The organism is Vogesella indigofera (genome assembly GCF_003633895.1).
Lineage (GTDB): Bacteria > Pseudomonadota > Gammaproteobacteria > Burkholderiales > Chromobacteriaceae > Vogesella > Vogesella indigofera.
The window spans coordinates 15,412-34,037 of record NZ_RBID01000002.1 but is presented as its reverse complement, the minus strand read 5'-3'; the positions used below and the strand labels follow the sequence as shown (position 1 = coordinate 34,037).

Sequence of the window (18,626 nt, the reverse complement as noted above, 5' to 3'; positions counted from 1 at the left end):
ACCTTTTGTGTTTGTCGGGACGGTTGCCGGCTCAGGGCACGATCTGGCGCGCCAGCTGCATCAGCGCCGGCGCGATCTGGCGGCGCATGGTGTCGGCGTTGAAGGCGAAGGCCGGGCCGCTGGCATTGAGGCACACCACCGGCATGCCCGGTACCGGTGACGGCAGCGCGACGCCGACCGCCATCACGTCGCGCTCGAACTCGCCGAACGATTCGCTGTAGCCGTATTGCGCGTAGTGCTCGCCGCTGGCCTGCAGCCGCGCCGCGACGGCCGGCCAGTCGCCGCTGTAGCGCTGCGCCAGCTCCGGCGCCAGCGCGGCGCGCTCCGCCGGCGACAGGATGGCGTAACAGGCGCGGCCGATGGCGGTGCTGGCCAGCGGCACGCGCGAGCCGACGGTGAGCTGCACCGACACCCGCGCCTGGCTGCGGCAGGTTTCCAGATAGACGATGTCGGTGCCGTCGCGCATGCCGAGGCTGACCGAGATGGTGTGCTGCATCGCAAAGTCGCGCATCAGCGGCGAGGCGACGCGGCGGATGTCGTAGCTGCCGAGCACGGTGGAGCCCAGCGCCAGCACCGCCAGCCCCAGCCGGTAGTAACCGGTGTCGTGATCCTGGGACAGATAGCCGAGCTTGGTCAGGGTGTAGGTCAGCCGCGACACGGTGGATTTAGGCAGATCGGTCCGTTGCGCCAGTACCTGGTTGGACAGCGCGCCCTCGCCGGGCTGGAACGCCGCCAGCACGCGCAGGCCACGGGCCAGCGCTCCGACGAACAGGCGGTCTTTTTCCTCGTCTGCAACAGGGTTTGACGACATCGGCAATCGGCTCTCTTTCTGGATGAGTGGCAAGAATAGTGCACCGCCTTATATCGACCAAGAAAAAACTTTACAGCGTCTGGCCGAGTTGTTAGTCTATTTTGCATTGTAGAACGTAATTCCGCAATGCGGAATTACTTAAGGAGAGTCCACATGGCTGCAGCATCCAATCGCGCCCCTTTTCAGTGGGATGACGCACTGTTACTGAACGATCAGCTGACTGACGAAGAACGCATGGTGCGCGACAGCGCCTACGCCTACTGCCAGGAGCGCCTGCTACCGCGGGTGCTGACGGCCAACCGCGAAGAGCGCTTCGACCGCGAGATCATGAGCGAGATGGGCGAGCTGGGCCTGCTCGGCTGCACCATCGACACCCACGGCTGTGCCGGCCTGTCGCACGTGGCCTACGGCCTGGTGGCGCGTGAAGTGGAACGCGTGGACTCCGGCTACCGCTCGGCGATGTCGGTCCAGTCCAGCCTGGTGATGCACCCGATCTGGGCCTACGGCACCGACGCGCAAAAAGACAAGTACCTGCCGAAACTGGCGACCGGCGAATGGGTCGGCTGCTTCGGCCTGACCGAGCCGGATGCCGGCTCCGACCCGGCCGGCATGAAGACCCGCGCCCGCAAGGTGGACGGCGGCTACGTGCTCAACGGCAGCAAGATGTGGATCACCAACAGCCCGATCGCCGATGTGTTCATCGTGTGGGCCAAGGACGACGACGGCGAGATCCGCGGCTTCGTGCTGGAAAAAGGCATGAAAGGCCTGTCGGCGCCGAAGATCGAGGGCAAGTTCTCGCTGCGCGCGTCCATCACCGGCGAGATCGTGATGGACAACGTGGCAGTGGGCGAAGACGCGCTGCTGCCGCACGTGAAAGGCCTGAAAGGCCCGTTCGGCTGCCTGAACAAGGCGCGCTACGGCATCGCCTGGGGCGCGATGGGCGCCGCCGAGTTCTGCTGGCACGGTGCCCGCCAGTACACGCTGGACCGCAAGCAGTTCGGCCGTCCGCTGGCGGCCACCCAGCTGGTGCAGTTGAAGCTGGCCAATATGCAGACCGAAATCAGCCTGGCGCTGCAGGCCGCGCTGCGTGTCGGCCGCCTGATGGACGAAGGCCGTGCCGCGCCGGAAATGATCAGCCTGATCAAGCGCAACAACTGCGGCAAGGCGCTGGACATCGCCCGCGTTGCCCGCGACATGCACGGCGGTAACGGCATTTCCGACGAATTCCACATCATCCGTCACGTGATGAACCTGGAAGCCGTCAACACCTACGAGGGCACGCACGACGTGCACGCCCTGATTCTGGGCCGCGCCCAGACCGGTATTCAGGCGTTTGCCTGATCGCTTGCGGGTGCACCGGGCAAGGGTGTCCCGTGCGCCTGGAGTGTGATGTACCGCCGCCGGCCTCCACCAGCGGCGCGAGTTGGTTCCTGTCTGTCCTTAGGGCTCGGTGCAACCGAGCCATTTTTTTCGCGGCCAAGGTTGGCCGCAAAGGAGAAGCATCATGGCTGGCGCATTGTCGGGTATCAAGGTTCTGGATCTGAGTCGTGTCCTCGCCGGGCCGTGGACTGGGCAGCTGCTGGCCGATCTCGGCGCGAAAGTGATCAAGGTGGAGCGTCCCGGCAGCGGCGACGATACCCGCCACTGGTCGCCGCCCAGCCTGCCGGACGGTACCGCCGCCTATTATCTCGCCGCCAACCGCGGCAAGCAGTCGCTCACCGTCGACATCACCCAGCCGGCCGGGCAGCAGATCGTGCGCCAGCTGGCAGCCGAATGCGACGTGCTGCTGGAAAACTACAAGGTCGGCGGCCTGAAGAAGTACGGTCTCGACTACGACAGCCTGCAACAGCTGAACCCGCGGCTGGTGTACTGCTCGATCACCGGCTTTGGCCAGGATGGCCCCTACGCCGAGCTGCCCGGTTACGACTACATCGTGCAGGGCATGTCCGGGCTGATGAGCATCACCGGCCCCGCCGACGGCGAGCCGCACAAGGTCGGCGTCGCGGTCACCGACCTGTTCACCGGCCTGTACGCCGCCAATGCGGTACAGGCGGCACTGCTGTCGCGCCACCACACCGGCGTCGGCCAGTACATCGACATGGCGCTGTTCGACTGCGCGCTGGCGATGCTGTCCAACGTCAACATGAACTGGCTGGTCGGCGGCGAAGTGCCACCGCGGCTGGGCAATGCCCATCCCAATATCGTGCCCTACCAGGTCTTCAAGACCGGCGGCGACGGCCATTTCATCCTCGCCTGCGGCAACGACAAGCAGTTCCGCGCGGTGTGCGAGGTACTGCAACTGCCGCAACTGGCCGACGATGCGCGCTTTGCCAGCAACCCGAAGCGGGTGCAGCACCGTGCCACGCTGGTGCCGCTGCTGGCCGAGGCCTTCATGGCGCGCGGTCGCGACGAATGGCTGAAACTGCTCGATGCCGCCGGCGTGCCGTGCGGCCCGATCAATACCGTCGCCGAGGCATTTGCCGACCCGCAGATCCGTCATCGCGACATGGCGTTGCAGATGACCGACAGTAAAGGGCAGAACGTGCCCCAGGTGGCCTGCCCGATCAAGATGTCGGCCACCCCGCCGCAGTACCTGACGCCGCCACCGGCGCTGGGCGAACACACCGACGCGCTGCTGCAGCATCTGGGCTACGACGCGGTGGCAATTGCACAACTGCGCGCCGCCGGAACCGTTTAAACGCTTGTTTGATTTTGACGCGCAGCCACTTTCATTGGCATCATTGCGCTTATTGTCCCCTGCCAGCGCAAAGGAGAAGCGGTGGAACGCGAATACATGGAATACGACGTGGTGGTAGTCGGCGGCGGGCCTTCCGGCCTGTCTGCCGCCATCCGTCTCAAGCAGCTGGCTGCCGAAAAAGGTCAGGAACTCAGTGTCTGCCTGCTGGAAAAGGGCTCCGAAATCGGCGCACACATCCTGTCCGGCGCAGTGCTGGAACCACGCACGCTGAACGAGCTGATCCCGGACTGGCAGGCAAAGGGTGCACCGCTCAACACCCCGGCCAAGCAGGACAGCTTCCTGCTGCTGACCGAAACCGAGTCGATCAAGCTGCCGACCCCGCCGCAGATGAACAATCACGGCAACTACATCATCAGCCTCGGCAACTTCTGTCGCTGGCTGGGGCAGCAGGCGGAAGAGCTGGGCGTGGAGATCTATCCCGGCTTTGCCGCCGCCGAAGTGCTGTACCACGCCGACGGCTCGGTCAAGGGCGTGGCCACCGGCAACGTCGGCACCGGCAAGAACGGTGACGAGGAGGGCGAACCGGGTATCGAGCTGTGGGCGAAGCAGACCGTGTTCGCCGAAGGCTGTCGCGGCTCGCTGACCAAGGGCCTGTTCGAGCGCTTCCAGCTGCGCACCGGCGCCGATCCGCAAACCTACGGCATCGGCATCAAGGAATTGTGGGAAGTGAAGCCGGAGCTGCACGAAGCCGGCAAAATCACCCACACCGCCGGCTGGCCGATGGACCAGAAAACCTACGGTGGCTCCTTCCTCTACCATCTGGAAAACAACCAGGTGGTGGTCGGCTTCGTGGTCGGCCTCGATTACGAGAACCCGTACCTGTCGCCGTACGAGGAATTCCAGCGCTTCAAGACCCACCCGGCGATCAAGGGCGTGTTCGAAGGCGGCCGCCGCCTGTCCTACGGCGCGCGCGCGATTTCCGAGGGCGGCCTGCAGAGCATCCCGAAACTGACCTTCGCCGGTGGCGTGCTGGTCGGCGATACCGCTGGCTTCCTCAACGTGCCGAAGATCAAGGGTACCCACACCGCGATGAAGTCCGGCATGCTGGCGGCGGAAGCGGTGTTCGCGCTGTTTGCGGCCAACCCCGAGGCGCAGGGCGCGGAAGCGGTCGGCTATACCGCCGCCTTCAAGCAGAGCTGGCTGCACGACGAGCTGCACAGTGTGCGCAACATCCGTCCGGCGTTCCGCTGGGGGCTGTGGCCGGCGATGATCTACTCGGCGATCGACACCTATCTGTTCCGCGGCAAGGCGCCGTGGACGCTGCGCCACAAGCACGCCGACCACGAGTGCCTGAAGCCCAAGGACGAGTGCACGCCGATCAGCTATCCGAAGCCGGACGGGGTGCTGACCTTCGACCGCCTGTCGTCGGTGTTCATCTCCAACACCAACCACAGCGAAGAGCAGCCGCCGCACCTGCAGCTGAAGGACGCGTCGGTGCCGATCCGCATCAACCTGGAAAAGTACGACGCGCCGGAACAGCGCTACTGCCCGGCCGGGGTGTACGAGATCGTCGGTCGCGAAGAGGGCGAGCCACGGCTGCAGATCAACGCGCAGAACTGCGTGCACTGCAAGACCTGTGACATCAAGGACCCGACCCAGAACATCAACTGGGTGACACCGGAAGGTGGCGGCGGGCCGAATTACCCGAACATGTAAACGCCGCTATCGACAACGCCGCCAGCAGACCGCTGGCGGCGTTTTTCATTGCCGGTGCGGCGGTTGGGATGACGCACCGGCCGCGCCGCCATCTGCTCGCGATCAGGCGTTGGCGTGCCTGCTTTCGCCACCAGCGGATCACCGTGGTCCGGATTGCTGCCTGGCTTGCGGCCAACGTTGGCCGCAAGCTTCAGCCGCCGCTGCGTTTTACCGTCCAGCCCTGCTTTTGCAGCTCGGCCATCAGCAGCGCCACGTGTTCGCCCTGGATTTCGATCTGGCCATCCTTGACCGTGCCGCCGGTGCCGCAGCGCGCCTTCAGCTGCTTGCCCAGCGCCAGCAGTTCGCTGCCGGCCAGCGGCACGCCGCTGATCACCGTCACGCCCTTGCCCTTGCGGCCCTTGGTCTCGTGGCGCACGCGCACGATGCCGTCGCCGGCCGGTGTTGGCGCACGCTGGCAGACGCAGGCGTCCAGTGGCGCGCGGCAGGCGGGGCACATGCGGCCGTGTTCGGTGGAGTACACCAGTCCGCCGCTGGCATGCTTGTTCATGTTGCGTCCTTGTCCTGTTTGCGAAAAAACTGCATCGGCAGGCCTGCCGATGCAGGAATGACGCATTGTATTGCGCCATCGCGCGCAGCTCAAATGGCGACGCGGCTTGACAGCCGGCGCCGCGCGGGCGCATCATCGTCCGCTATGGCTACTGTTATCCGTTTCGTGTCCCACGCTTATTATTATGGTTACCGCACTTCTCCGGCGGCACCAGGACGCGTCACGGGCTGAATAAGCCTTACCCCCGAATCCCTGAATCAATGCCGCCGCACTCTGGCGGCATTGGTGTTTCTGGGCAGTTCCAATGTTTCCGGTTTGCGGCACCAAACGGAGTCCGAACATGGAAAACAATCGATGCTGGCAGCTGCCAGCGACAAACCACGGTATCAGCAGCGCGTTGTGCATCGTCAGCGATGTCGAGCACTGCTCGCATCAGCCCGGCAACCCGGTCGCCCGCCTGCAAGCCCTGCTTGCCGGGCAGTCGCAGCCGGCGGTGCTGGAGTCGCTGTTCCCCGAAGTGCGCAGCTTGGCCTACCTGTCGGCCGGCGGCCGCTCGCCGCAACGCGCCGACTGGCTGGCGGCGCGGGTGCTGGTGTTCGCGCTGAAGCATCTGGAGCTGGCCAGCCAAGAACTGGCGCTGATGGACGCGGTAAACCTGCGTTTGCAGCAGCTATCGCGTAAACTGGCACTGGATTGCCCGCTATTGCGCTCGTTTGCGCTGTTTTGTGGCGCACGGCCGTGGCGCACCCACGGTCATGGCGAGCAGCTGCTGAGCTTGGCCACATCGCCGGTGGTGCAATCGCTGGCACTGCGCCGCCAGTTGGCCGCACATCTGGCGCGTTTGCAACAGGCACTGGCGCAGCTGGCGTGATGCCGGCGCACACAAACAGCATGGCTAACAAAGCCTGGCGTGACGGCAGTGCCGCCGCGTAACGGTTTTGTTAGCCATGCTCGAACGGGAGAAGACATGGACGACGGTTATCTGCAACGCGTACCCCGCGCCGACGACACACTGAAAACCCTGACCCTGGTGGTGTATGCGCTGCAGGCGCTGAGCCTGTTTGTCGGGGTCACCGCCATCGTCGGCATCATCATCAACTACCTCAAGCGTGATGAAGCCGCCGGTACCGAGTGGCAAAGCCACTTTGCCTGGCAAATCCGCACCTTCTGGTGGGCGGTGATCGGCTTTGCCGTTTCCTGGCCGCTGATCCTGCTGCTGGGGCTGGGCTTCGTCACTGGTTTTGCGGTGTGGGTGTGGTACGTGTACCGCATCGTGCGCGGTTTTCTGGCGTTTAACGAGCGCCGCCCGCTGCCGCAGTGAATGCTTGCTGCGCATTGGCCACAGCTTTGGCACAATGCGCGGCTGATTTTTGAATGAACGCGATGAATCCCGAACATCTGCAACTGCTCGTCACCCGCGTGATGCCCTACGGCAAGTACAAGGGCCGCGTGATCGCGGACCTGCCCGGGCACTACCTGAACTGGTTTGCCCGCGAGGGCTTTCCGCCGGGCGAGATCGGCCGCCTGCTGGCGCTGATGCAGGAGCTGGATCACAACGGGCTGTCATCGCTGCTCGACCCACTACGAAAGCGATAATACATGGCCATCCAATGGTTCCCCGGACACATGAACAAAGCCAAGAAAGAGCTGCAAGAGCGTCTTGGCGGAATCGATGTGGTCATTGAAATGCTGGACGCGCGCCTGCCGGCCTCCAGCGCCAACCCGATGATCGCGCAGCTGGCCAAGCGCAAGCCGTCGATCAAGGTACTCAACAAGCAGGATCTGGCCGATCCGGCCGTCACCCAGCAGTGGCTGAACTGGTACCGCAAGCCGGGCACCATCGCCATCGGTCTCGACGCCTCGGAAAAATCGCCGGCGCAAAAGCTGATCGAGGCCTGCATGGACGTGGCGCCCAATCGCGGCACCATCGACAAGCCGCTGCGGGTGGTGATCTGCGGCATTCCCAACGTCGGCAAGTCGACGCTGATCAACAGCATCACCGGCCGCCGCATCGCCAAGACCGGCAATGAACCGGGCATCACCAAGGGCCAGCAGCGCATCATGCTGTGCGACGAGATCGAGCTGTTCGATACCCCCGGCATGCTGTGGCCGAAGATCGTGGTGCCGCAGGGCGGCTACAACCTCGCCGCCAGCGGCGCGGTGGGCCGCAACGCGATGGACGAGGAGGAAGTGGCGCTGGAGCTGCTAGCCTACCTGATCCGCTACTACGGCAAGGAGCTGGACGCGCGCTACAACATCGGCGACATCGCCGGCATGCAGGACTGGCAGGTGCTGGAGCAGATCGGCCGCAAGCGTGGCGGCATGCTGCCCGGCGGTCGCGTCAACATCCAGAAGGCATCGGAAATCGTGCTGTCCGACTTCCGCAGCGGCGCCATCGGGCGCATGACGCTGGAGCGGCCGGACGAATGGCGCGCGTGGGAAAAGGCGGCGAAGGAGGCCGCGGTACTGCGCGCCGCGGAGAAGGAAGTCGCGCGTTTGGAGCGCGAGGCCCGCGTCGCCAAGGCCGCCAAGCGCCGCTAAAGCATTGCGGCCAACGTTGGCCGCAAGCGCAAACAAAAAGCCCGCCTGCACATGCAGCGGGCTTTTTTTGCGCGAGGGGCAGTGCTCAGCCGAGGAGTTCGCCCGGCTCCTCGAACCACGCCATCACGATCGCCTGCGCCGCCACCTGGTCCAGCACCGGCTTCTGCTTGCGGCCGCGCACGCCGGCTTCCTCCAGCAGGCTCTCGGCGATCACCGAGGTCAGCCGCTCGTCCACCAGCCACACCGGCAGCCGGTAGCGGCCGTGCAGGCGCTGTGCGAACTTGCGGCACAGCGCGGTCAGCGCGTGGGCGTTGCCGTCCATGTGTGTCGGCAGGCCGACGACAAAACCGGTCGGCTGCCACTCCTCGATCAGCTTGCCGATGGCGGCAAAGCGCACCTCGTTGCTGTCGCTGCTGATGGTGGCCAGCGGCGTGGCGATGCCCAGCTCCGGCTCGCCCAGCGCCACGCCGATGCGCTGCTCGCCGAAGTCGAAGCCCAGCAGCGTGCCCTTATGCATGACCGGCATCCGTGCACAACAGTGCCGGGTCGAAGCCCAGTAGTTTGATGGCGCTGTCGAAGCGTGCCTCGCTCGGGGTGTCGAAGATCACCCAGTCGGCGGCGGCGACGGTCAGCCACTGGTTGGCGGCGATTTCTTCTTCCAGTTGGCCTTTTTCCCAGCCGGAATAGCCGAGGCTGACCAGCAGCTTGTCCGGGCCCTGCGCCTCCGATACCGCCTGCAGGATGTCCTTGGAGGTGGTCAGCGCCATGTCGTCGGTGATGGTCAGCGTCGATTGCCAGTTGCCGATCGGCGTGTGCAGCACGAAGCCGCGATCCGGCTGCACCGGGCCGCCGAAGTGCACCGGCACGGTATTGGCCTCGTCGTTGGCCAGCGGCAGGTCGATCTGCTCCAGCAGCTGTGCCAGCACCAGGCCGGAGGGCTTGTTGATGATCATGCCCATCGCCCCCTGTTCGCCGTGCTCGCAAATGTAGACGATGCTTTTGGCAAACAGCGGGTCGGTCATGCTGGGCATGGCGATCAGAAAATGATGTGCAAGGGTCAGCGTATCCATGCCTGCATTATGGCAACCATTGTCATGGCCGGCAAAGGACATCGCGCAAAAGCGCCACCGCGGCCGCGCGGCACGGCGGCCGGCCGACAAAGGTTGGCCGCAGCGGCGCGGTTGCTTGCTAAAATGGCAGACTGATTTCTCCTGAGCTGGATACCCCTTGCGCCTCACTCACATCAAACTGGCGGGCTTCAAGTCCTTCGTCGACCCTACCAGCATCGCCGTGCCCGGCCAGCTGGTGGCGGTGATCGGCCCCAACGGTTGCGGCAAGTCCAACGTCATCGACGCCGTGCGCTGGGTGCTGGGCGAATCGTCGGCCAAGCAGCTGCGCGGCGAGTCGATGCAGGACGTGATCTTCAACGGCTCCAGCACGCGCAAGCCGGTGTCGCGCGCCTCGGTGGAGCTGGTGTTCGACAACGGCGACGGCCAGCTCACCGGCCCGTGGGGCCAGTACGCCGAGGTATCGATCAAGCGCGTGCTGACGCGGCAGGGTGAATCCAGCTACTACATCAACAACCAGCAGGTGCGCCGCCGCGACATCACCGACCTGTTCCTCGGTACCGGCGTCGGCGCCCGCGGCTATGCCGTGATCGAGCAGGGCATGATCTCGCGCATCATCGAAGCGCGCCCGGAAGAACTGCGCGCCTATCTGGAAGAGGCCGCCGGCGTGTCGCGCTACAAGGAGCGCCGCCGCGAAACCGAAAGCCGCCTCGCCGACACCCGCGACAACCTTACTCGCATCGACGACCTCAAGCTGGAGCTGGAGCGCCAGGTCGAGCGCCTCACCGAGCAGGCGGAAGTGGCGGCCAACTATCAGGACATGCGCGGCGCGCTGACCTTCAAGCAGAACCTGCTGGCGCTGGCGCGGCGCGAGGAAGCGGCGTGCAGCGAGGCCGCCGCGCGCAGCGAACTGGCGCGCATCGAAACCGAAGAAACCGCGCTGGAAGCGGCGCACACACATCTGGAAACTGAACTGGAAACGGTGCGCGAGACGCACTACGCCGCCAGCGATGCGGTGCACGAGGCGCAGCAGGCGCTGTTCGAGGCCAATGCCACGCTGGCGCGGCTGGAAGAGCAGCAGCGCCACCGCCTGCAAAGCCGCGAGCGGCTGGAGCGCGATCTGGCCAGCGCCCGCAACGAACGCCAGCAGCTGGCGGAGCAGAAGACCCAGGTCGAGTACGAACTGGACGACTGGCTGCCGCGGCGCGAAGAGGCGCAAATGCGCATGGAAGAGGCGCAGATGGGGCTGGAAGACGGCGCCGACGGCCTGCCCGGCGCCGAGGCCGCGTTCCGCGTCGCCGACCAGCGCCTGGCGCAGATGACGGCGCAGATCGCCAACCTCACCCGTGAACGCGATCTGGCACGGCAGCAGGGCGAGCACCTGCGCCGCAGCATCGAGCAGTTGGCCGGGCGCGAAGACGCGCTGCGCCGCGAGTTGCACGATCTCAACCTGCCCGACAGCGGCGTGCTGGAAGCGGCCCATGCCGAGGTCGCGCGCGCGCAGGCGGCGCTGGACGCGGTGCGCGCAAGGTTGGCCGCAGACGAGGCCAAGCAGGCGGATCTCACCAGCGAACGCGAACAGCTGGACAAGACGCTGCACGAATTCAATAGCGACGCCGCCCGCGCCGAGGCCGAAGTCGCCGCGCTGGACGCGGTGCTGGCACGCGAAGCTGCCGGCGAGCAGCTGGCCGGCTGGCTGGCGGCGCAGCAGCTGGACGGTGCGCCGGCGCTGTGGCAAAGCCTGCAGGTGGACGAACAGTGGCGCAGCGCGGTGGAAGTGGTGCTGGGCGACAGCCTCGCCGCCCGTGCCGCCGCCTTGCCCGGCGCTCTGCCGCCGGCGCCGCTGGCACTGGTCGACTGCGCACCGGCGCCGGCCGTTGCGGCCAACCCTGGCCGCCAGCCGCTGCTGGCTGTGGTCAGCGCCGACGCGCCGTTTGCCGCCGCGCTGGCCGACTGGCTGGCCGGCGTCTACTGCGCCGATATGCTGGACGATGCCATCGCCCGCCGTGGCGAACTGGCCGCCGGCGAATGCTGGATCACGCCGGACGGCCACCGCGTCAGCGCGGTCAGCGTGCGCTTCAACGCCGCCCATAGCGGCGACGGCATGATGGCGCGCAAGGCGGCGCGCGACGCGGCGGCGGCAAGGTTGGCCGCGGTGCAGCCGCAGATCGACAGCGCCCAGCGCCGTCGCGACAGCGTGGCGTCGATGCTGGGCATGCTGGCCGAGGCGGTGCGTGCACAGAAGGGTGCGGTGTCGCGGCTGGAGGCGGAGCTGAACGCGGTGACGCTGGAACACGTGAAGCTGGATCAGGCGGCGCGACAGGGCGCCGCACGGCTGGCGGCGATCCACGCCGAACAGCAGCGTCTGCGCGAGGAGCGCGACACGGCGCAGGAAACCATTCTTGAAGCCGAACTGCTGGCCGAAGAAAACGCGATGCAGCTGGAAGAACTGGCCGAACAGCTGGAAGACGCGCGTCTGGCGCGGTTGAACGCCGAAACCGGGCTGGAGCTGGCGCGCAACAAGACGCGCGACGCCGAGCGCATGCTGCACGAGATCAAGCTGGCGCAGCACACCGCCGAGCAGAAGGTGGCGGAGCTGGCGCGCCGCACGCGCGAACTGGAAGACCGTGATCTGCAGCTGGCCGAGCGCCTGGAAACGCTGGCGATGGAAGCGGAAACGGTGGAAGAGGCAGCGCCGGACGAGGTGCTGCAGCAGGCACTGCTGCTGCGCGAAACGCGCGAGCAAACGTTGGCCGCAACGCGCGACCAGCTCAATGCGCTGACCGAGACCCTGCGCCAGTCCACGCAGCGGCAGCAGGAAATCAGCGCCGCGCTGCCGGCGCTGCGCGAGGCGCGTTCCGACTGGCTGTTGAAGCATCAGGAAGCGCGACTGAACGTGGAGCGCTTCGACGAGGAGCTGAAAACCGCCGAGGCGGACGAGGCGGCGCTGCTGCCGCACCTGTCCGAGGCGGTGAAGCCCAACGCGCTGGCGGCGGAAATCGCGCGCCTGGCGCGCGCCATCGACGGCCTTGGCGCGGTCAACCTCGCCGCGCTGCAGGAGCTGGAAGAGGCGCAGAAGCGCGGCGCTTACCTCGCCAGCCAGACCGACGACCTGCTGCAGGCGATGGCGACGCTGGAAGAGGCGATCGCCAGGATCGACGGCGAAACCCGCGACATGCTGCAGACCACCTACGACGCGGTCAACACCAAGATGAGCGAGTTTTTCCCGACGCTGTTCGGTGGTGGCCGCGCCGAACTGGTGCTGACCGGCGACGACCTGCTGTCGGCCGGTATCCAGATCATCGCCCAGCCGCCGGGCAAGAAGAACAGCACCATCCACCTGCTGTCCGGCGGCGAAAAGGCGCTGACCGCGATGAGCCTGGTGTTCTCGCTGTTTTCGCTCAACCCGGCACCGTTCTGCCTGCTGGACGAGGTCGATGCGCCGCTGGACGACGCCAATACCAGCCGCTTCTGCGATCTGGTGAAGCAGATGGCGGCGCACACGCAGTTCCTGTACATCAGCCACAACCGCCTGACCATGGAAATGGCCGAGCAGCTGGTGGGGGTGACCATGCAGGAGCAGGGTTGCAGCCGCATCGTGGCGGTGGACATCGTCGAAGCGCTGAAAATGCGCGAAACGGCCTGAACGATGCGCGCGGCGCTGTTATTGTCGCTGGCGCTGCACGCGCTGCTGCTGGCTGTGTTTGCCTGGCAGTTCCGCCCGCTGCCGGCGCTGACGCCGCCCTTGCAGGTACTGTTGCTGTCTGCACCCGCGCCCGCGGCGCTGACGGCACCGCGTGGTGACAGCCGTGCCGTTGCCGCGGCTGCCGCCCGGCTACCGGCCGTGACCAAGTCGCCGACACCGGCACCGGTCGCCCGCCACGCCACGCCGGCGGCATCCGCGCCAGCGCGGACTAGTGCCACGCCGCCCGCGACTGTCTTGGCAGCCGGCAAGGCCGCAGCGGCAACAGGTAGCGCGCCCGCCAGCACCAGTAGCACGGGCAGCAACGCTGCGGCCAACCTTGCCCCTGCCGCCGTCGGTGCGGCCTCGCCGCCGGCCGTTGCCAATGGCAGTACCGCCGCCGGCAGCGAAAAGACGGGCGAAAGCCGCGCGGTGCGGGTACGCTTTGCGCCGAAGCCACCCTATCCGGCGCTGTCGCGCGAGCTGGGCGAGGAAGGCGTGGTGTTGCTGCGCATCTCGGTCAGTGCCGGCGGAGAGTTCGAGCAGGTGCAGCTGTTGCGCTCCAGCGGCTTCATCCGCCTCGACCGCGCCGCGCGTGACGGCGTGCGCAGCTGGCGCTTTGACGCCGCGTGGCAGGGCGGACAGCCGGTGGCGGACAGTATCGACATCCCGGTGCGCTTCCGCCTCGACGAGTTGTAGCCGGCCGCGGCCTCCGCGCGCGGCGATGTCGTGCTGCCGCTGGCGGTTTTTTCGTGAAAATTACGCTTTTGGCTGGCAAAACCAAAAAATTGAGCCCGTTTTCGATAGAGAATGACCGATGACGCGAGGGTGGCCACCGTTTGCGTTGCGACGTTTGTTATAATACTGTCCTGAATAATGGCCACAGCAGTGGATAAGGCTCGATGAGCGACATACAAATAGGCTTGCTGATGCTGGGGGGGATCGTCATCGCCCTGGTGTTCGCCTTCAATACATACCAGGAATGGCGCTTTCGCAAGCGGACCCGCCAGGCCTTTTCACGTCATCACGCCGATGTGCTGCTGGACGTGCCCAAGAATCATGTTCGCGACGGCAAGCAGGAGCGGCTGGAGCCGGTGTTGCTGCAGGACGAGGACGATACCCCCGCCTACCTGAACGACACCCCGCCGCAGCACGCCTTTACGCCGCCGCCCGCCGTCAGCGAGCCGCTGCCGGAAGAGGAAGACGAAGTGGTGGCGATGGATGCCGCCGACCACCAGGCGCTGGTGGTGGCGCTGCTGGATCCGTCGCTGGATTTCATCGCCGAGGTGGTGTTCAGCCGGCCGCTGACGCTGTCGTCGCTGCCGCGCTTCAATGTCGCCAAGCGGGTGCAGGCCATCCTGCGCAGCGAGCGCGGGCTGTGGACGCCGGCCGAGCTGCTGCCGGGCACCCGTTACAAGCAGGTCAACTTCGGCTTGCAGCTGGTCGATCGCAGCGGCGCGGTCACCGAGCAGGAGCTGGCCAGCTTCTGCCAGCAGATCAACCATTACGCCGAGCAGTTCGATGCCCAGGTCAGCTTCCCGCAGCGCCAGCAGAAGCTGGTCGCCGCGCGCGAGCTGGACCGTTTCTGCGCCGATGTCGACGTGCTGATCGGCATCAATATCGTGCCGGTGGCGCCAATCTCCGGTGCGCGCCTGCGCAGCGTGGCCGAAGCCGCCGGCTTGCAGCTGGAGCCGGACGGCCAGTTCCACTATCTGGCCGATTCCGGCAACTCGCTGTATTCGCTGGCCTCGGCCGACCAGACGCCGTTCACGCTGCACAACCTGCTCGACAAGTCGTTCCCGGCGCTGACGCTGCTGTTCGACGTGCCGCGCGTGGCCGGCGGTGCCGCGGTGTTCGACCGCGCCATTGCCTTCGCGCTGCAGCTGACGCAGGAATTCGACGCGCGGCTGGTCGACGACAACCGCCGCGAGCTGAGCGAAGCCGGACTGCTGAAGATCCGCGAGCAGCTGGTGCGCATCTACGGCAATATGGACGACCGCGGCATCGCACCGGGCAGTGTCGCCGCCTTGCGCCTGTTTGCCTGATTCTTGCCGTTTCATTGTTTCCGCACGCCGGCCCTTGCCGGCGTGCTGCATTTGGGGCCTTCCATGACCAAACCTACTCCCGAGATCGAAGCCCGCGCCCGCGAGTTGGCCGCACTGCTGGAACGCTACAACCACGAGTACTACCTGCTGGATGCGCCGACGGTGCCAGATGCCGAGTACGACCGCCTGTTCCGCGAGCTGCAGCAGCTGGAAGCCGACTGCCCGGCGCTGGCCAGCGACAGCTCGCCGACGCGGCGCGTCGGTGGCGCGCCGCTGCCGGCCTTCGACAGCGTGGTGCACAGCGTGCCGATGCTGTCGCTGTCCAATGCCTTTTCCGACTTGCAGCAGGATGACTTCGCCAGCCGCCACGCCGAGCTGATCGCCTTCGACGAGCGGGTGGGCAAGGACCTGGCCGCGGCCAACGTCGAGTACGCCACCGAGCCCAAGTTCGACGGCCTGGCGGTGAGCCTGCTGTACCGCGACGGCGTGCTGGTGCAGGCCGCCACCCGTGGCGACGGCGCCAGTGGCGAGAATGTCACCGCCAATATCCGCACCGTGCGCTCGGTGCCGCTGCGGCTGCGTGCGGCCAACGTGCCCTCGCTGCTGGAAGTGCGCGGTGAGGTGCTGATGCTCAAGCGCGATTTCGAGCGCCTGAACGACGCGCAGCGCGCGCGCGGCGACAAGACCTTCGCCAACCCGCGCAACGCTGCCGCCGGCAGCCTGCGGCAGCTGGATTCGCGCATCACCGCGCAGCGGCGCTTGTCGTTCTTTGCCTACGCCATCGCCCAGGTGGAAGGCGACGACTGGCCGGACAGCCACGCCGGCGAGATGGACTGGCTGGCGGCACTGGGCTTCCCGGTGGTGGCCGCCGAGCTGCGGCCGGTGGTGCAAGGGGCGAAAGGTCTCGCCGCCTACTACGAAGGCGTGCTGGCGCAGCGCGCCACGCTGCCATTCGAGATCGACGGCGTGGTGTACAAGGTGAACAGCCGCGCACTGCAGCAGCGGCTGGGCTTCGTGTCGCGCGCGCCGCGCTGGGCGATTGCGCACAAGTTTCCGGCCGAAGAGGCGCTGACCCGGGTGGAGGCGATCGAGGAGCAGGTTGGCCGCACCGGCGCCATCACCCCGGTGGCGCGGCTGCAGCCGGTGTTCGTCGGCGGCGTCACCGTCACCAACGCCACGCTGCACAACGAGGACGAAGTGCGGCGCAAGGATGTGCGCGTCGGCGACACCGTGATCGTGCGCCGCGCTGGCGACGTGATTCCCGAAGTGGTGGCGGTAGTGCTGGACCAGCGCCCGCTGCGGCCAACCTTGGGTGGCGATCTGTTCAGCCAGGGCGAGGAGCCGATGTATCCGGCTTACCGCCTGCCGACCGTCTGTCCGGTATGCGGCAGTCACGTGGTGCGCGAGGAGGGCGAGGCCATCGCGCGCTGCTCCGGCGGGCTGGTGTGCAAGGCACAGCGCACACAGGCGATCCAGCATTTTGCCGGCCGCCGCATGATGGACATCGACGGCCTCGGCGAGCGTTACATCGACAAGCTGGTGGAGTTCGACTACGTGAAGAGCGTGGCCGACCTGTACCGGCTGACGCTGGATGACCTGCTGGAAATGAAGCGGAGCGCCGACGAGCAGGAGGGGATCACGCCGGAAACCGTCAAGGCGGGAAAAGTGGCCACCAAGTGGGCCGACAACCTGATCGAGGCGATCAGCGCCAGCAAGCGCCCGCCATTGGCGCGGCTGCTGTTCGCGCTGGGCATCCGCCACGTCGGCGAATCCACCGCCAAGACCCTGGCCGACTGGCTGGGTACGCTGGACAAGGTGCGCCGCGCGCCCCGCGCAGTGCTGGCGGCACTGCCGGACATCGGCGGCGTGGTGGCTGATGCCATTGCCGAATTCTTTGCCGAGGCGCAGAACGAACAGGTGATCGATGCCTTGCTGGCCGCCGGCGTGGCACCGGCCGACGAGCATGCGCCCAAGGCACAGCTGCGCGACAAACTGGCTGCGGCCAACCTTTACGCCCGGCTGAACGTGCCGCGGCTGACCGAGGTGCGCGCGCAGCAGCTGGCGACGCAGCAAGGCGAGTTGGCAACGTTGGCCGCAATGCCGCGGGTGGACATCATCAAACTCGACCTGCCGGCGGAGGTGGTCAATGCGTTGGCCGACTGGCTGGACGACGCGGCCAACCGCATGCAGCTGCAGGCCATCGCCGACTATTGCCGCGCGCTGCTGGTCGGGCTGCCGCAGACCGAAGCCGCACCACAGAACGAGGCGGTGGCCGGCAAGACCTTCGTGCTGACCGGTACGCTGCCGACCATGGGCCGCGATCAGGCCAAAGCCTTAATAGAGGAGGCCGGCGGCAAGGTGTCCGGCAGCGTGTCGAAGAAGACCCACTACGTGGTGGCTGGCGCCGAGGCCGGCAGCAAGCTGGACAAGGCGCTGGAGCTGGGGGTGACGGTGCTGGACGAGGCCGGCCTGCTGGCCTTGCTGGCGTCGTGACGGCAGGCAAAACTAGAGCGGTGGCGATAAAACGCCTACAATTGCCCGCTACTTAACATGTTGTCCGGATAAAAAGACTCATCATGCAAAAAGTTACCAAAGCGGTATTCCCGGTGGCCGGCATGGGCACCCGCTTCCTGCCCGCCACCAAGGCCAGCCCGAAAGAGATGCTGCCCATCGTCGACAAGCCGCTGATCCAGTACGCGGTGGAGGAGGCGGTAGCCGCCGGCATCACCGAGCTGATCTTCATCACCGGTCGCAACAAGCGCAGCATCGAGGACCATTTCGACAAGGCCTACGAGCTGGAAACCGAGCTGGAAAACCGCAACAAGAAAAAACTGCTGGAGACGGTGCAGCAGATCTTGCCGGCCAACGTCAGCTGCATCTACATCCGCCAGGCGGAGGCGCTGGGGCTGGGCCACGCGGTGCTGTGCGCCAAGCCGGTGGTCGGCAACGAGCCGTTCGCGGTGATCCTGGCCGACGACCTGATCGACGGCGAGCCGGGGGCGATGGAGCAGATGGTGCGCGTGTTCAACGAGACGCACAGCTCGGTACTGGGCGTGGAAACGGTGGCGCGCGAGGAGACCGGTTCCTACGGCATCGTCGAGGTCGCCACCGATGGCAACGGCCGGCAGCAGGTGTCCAGCATCGTGGAGAAACCGCATCCCGACGTGGCACCATCCAACTTGGCGGTGGTCGGCCGTTACATCCTGACGCCGCGCATCTTCGACAAGCTGCTCAATACCGTGCCTGGCGCCGGTGGCGAAATCCAGCTCACCGACGGCATCGCCGCGTTGCTGAAGGACGAACCGGTACTGGCCTATCCGTTTACCGGCAAGCGCTACGATTGCGGCTCGAAACTGGGCTATCTTAAAGCCACGGTGGAATACGGCCTCAAGCATCACGAAGTCGGCAGCGAGTTTGCCGCCTTCCTGGCCAGCCTGCCGCGCGCCTGAGCGCAAAACTATCCATCACGCCGCCTGCCGCGTCAGGCGGCGTGTCGTTTTCTTGAATAAGGACTCATCA

Annotated in this window: 16 protein-coding genes; 12 read left to right on the top strand and 4 right to left on the bottom strand. The window is 66.2% G+C overall.

From position 1 onward, the window contains the following. Positions 1–31: 31 nt before the first annotated feature. A complete protein-coding gene (locus C8E02_RS00945) occupies positions 32–811 on the bottom strand; it encodes an IclR family transcriptional regulator (RefSeq protein ID WP_120809303.1) in 780 nt (259 codons plus the stop codon). A 153-nt stretch (positions 812–964) separates the two neighbouring features. On the opposite strand from C8E02_RS00945, the gene C8E02_RS00940 reads away from it, so the two are divergent. The 3 genes from C8E02_RS00940 to C8E02_RS00930 all read left to right on the top strand — a co-directional run bounded on the left by C8E02_RS00940 (position 965) and on the right by C8E02_RS00930 (position 5,225). Then, entirely contained in the window at positions 965–2,152 is a 1,188-nt protein-coding gene (locus C8E02_RS00940; RefSeq protein ID WP_120809302.1) for an acyl-CoA dehydrogenase, read from the top strand. A 163-nt stretch (positions 2,153–2,315) separates the two neighbouring features. Then, positions 2,316–3,509 (top strand): CaiB/BaiF CoA transferase family protein, encoded by a 1,194-nt coding sequence (locus tag C8E02_RS00935; RefSeq protein ID WP_120809301.1) that lies wholly within the window; start codon positions 2,316–2,318, stop codon positions 3,507–3,509. Positions 3,510–3,605: 96 nt separating this feature from the next. After that, positions 3,606–5,225 carry an electron transfer flavoprotein-ubiquinone oxidoreductase gene (locus C8E02_RS00930; protein ID WP_120809359.1) on the top strand — a complete coding sequence of 540 codons (1,620 nt, stop codon included), beginning with the start codon at positions 3,606–3,608 and terminating at the stop codon, positions 5,223–5,225. Between the two features lie 190 nt (positions 5,226–5,415). Here C8E02_RS00930 and C8E02_RS00925 read toward each other — a convergent pair whose 3' ends face one another. Beyond that, positions 5,416–5,772, bottom strand: a complete 357-nt coding sequence (locus C8E02_RS00925; protein WP_120809300.1) for a translation initiation factor Sui1 — start codon at positions 5,770–5,772, stop codon at positions 5,416–5,418. 340 nt (positions 5,773–6,112) lie between these two features. Between C8E02_RS00925 and C8E02_RS00920 the strand changes: the two genes are divergently transcribed. The 4 genes from C8E02_RS00920 (at position 6,113) to ylqF (ending at position 8,313) form a co-directional block, all read left to right on the top strand. Continuing rightward, a complete protein-coding gene (locus tag C8E02_RS00920; protein WP_120809299.1) occupies positions 6,113–6,643 on the top strand; it encodes a hypothetical protein in 531 nt (176 codons plus the stop codon). Positions 6,644–6,739: 96 nt separating this feature from the next. Further along, entirely contained in the window at positions 6,740–7,093 is a 354-nt protein-coding gene (locus C8E02_RS00915; protein ID WP_120809298.1) for a DUF4870 family protein, read from the top strand. 62 nt (positions 7,094–7,155) lie between these two features. Then, entirely contained in the window at positions 7,156–7,368 is a 213-nt protein-coding gene (locus C8E02_RS00910; protein ID WP_047968423.1) for a DUF3820 family protein, read from the top strand. A gap of 3 nt (positions 7,369–7,371) precedes the next feature. Next, on the top strand, positions 7,372–8,313 hold the full coding sequence (ylqF, locus tag C8E02_RS00905) for a ribosome biogenesis GTPase YlqF (protein ID WP_120809297.1): 942 nt from the start codon (positions 7,372–7,374) through the stop codon (positions 8,311–8,313). Positions 8,314–8,398: 85 nt separating this feature from the next. Here ylqF and ruvX read toward each other — a convergent pair whose 3' ends face one another. Further along, on the bottom strand, positions 8,399–8,839 hold the full coding sequence (gene ruvX / locus C8E02_RS00900; protein ID WP_120809296.1) for a Holliday junction resolvase RuvX: 441 nt from the start codon (positions 8,837–8,839) through the stop codon (positions 8,399–8,401). Further along, the gene (locus C8E02_RS00895) at positions 8,823–9,383 is read right to left on the bottom strand and encodes a YqgE/AlgH family protein (RefSeq protein ID WP_120809295.1); all 561 of its coding nucleotides are present in this window, start codon (positions 9,381–9,383) and stop codon (positions 8,823–8,825) included. Before C8E02_RS00895 ends, ruvX begins: the two co-directional genes overlap by 17 nt. A 157-nt stretch (positions 9,384–9,540) precedes the next feature. Here C8E02_RS00895 and smc point away from each other — a divergent pair, with 157 nt between their 5' ends. The 5 genes from smc to galU all read left to right on the top strand — a co-directional run bounded on the left by smc (position 9,541) and on the right by galU (position 18,556). Continuing rightward, positions 9,541–13,026 (top strand): chromosome segregation protein SMC, encoded by a 3,486-nt coding sequence (smc, locus tag C8E02_RS00890; protein ID WP_120809294.1) that lies wholly within the window; start codon positions 9,541–9,543, stop codon positions 13,024–13,026. Between the two features lie 3 nt (positions 13,027–13,029). After that, on the top strand, positions 13,030–13,761 hold the full coding sequence (locus C8E02_RS00885) for an energy transducer TonB (protein ID WP_120809293.1): 732 nt from the start codon (positions 13,030–13,032) through the stop codon (positions 13,759–13,761). A gap of 203 nt (positions 13,762–13,964) precedes the next feature. Further along, complete coding sequence (locus tag C8E02_RS00880; RefSeq protein WP_120809292.1) at positions 13,965–15,107, top strand: cell division protein ZipA C-terminal FtsZ-binding domain-containing protein; 1,143 nt, start codon at positions 13,965–13,967, stop codon at positions 15,105–15,107. 63 nt (positions 15,108–15,170) lie between these two features. Next, the gene (gene ligA, locus C8E02_RS00875) at positions 15,171–17,600 is read left to right on the top strand and encodes an NAD-dependent DNA ligase LigA (RefSeq protein ID WP_120809291.1); all 2,430 of its coding nucleotides are present in this window, start codon (positions 15,171–15,173) and stop codon (positions 17,598–17,600) included. Positions 17,601–17,683: 83 nt separating this feature from the next. Further along, a complete protein-coding gene (galU, locus tag C8E02_RS00870; protein ID WP_047968309.1) occupies positions 17,684–18,556 on the top strand; it encodes a UTP--glucose-1-phosphate uridylyltransferase GalU in 873 nt (290 codons plus the stop codon). The last annotated feature ends 70 nt before the right edge of the window (positions 18,557–18,626 follow it).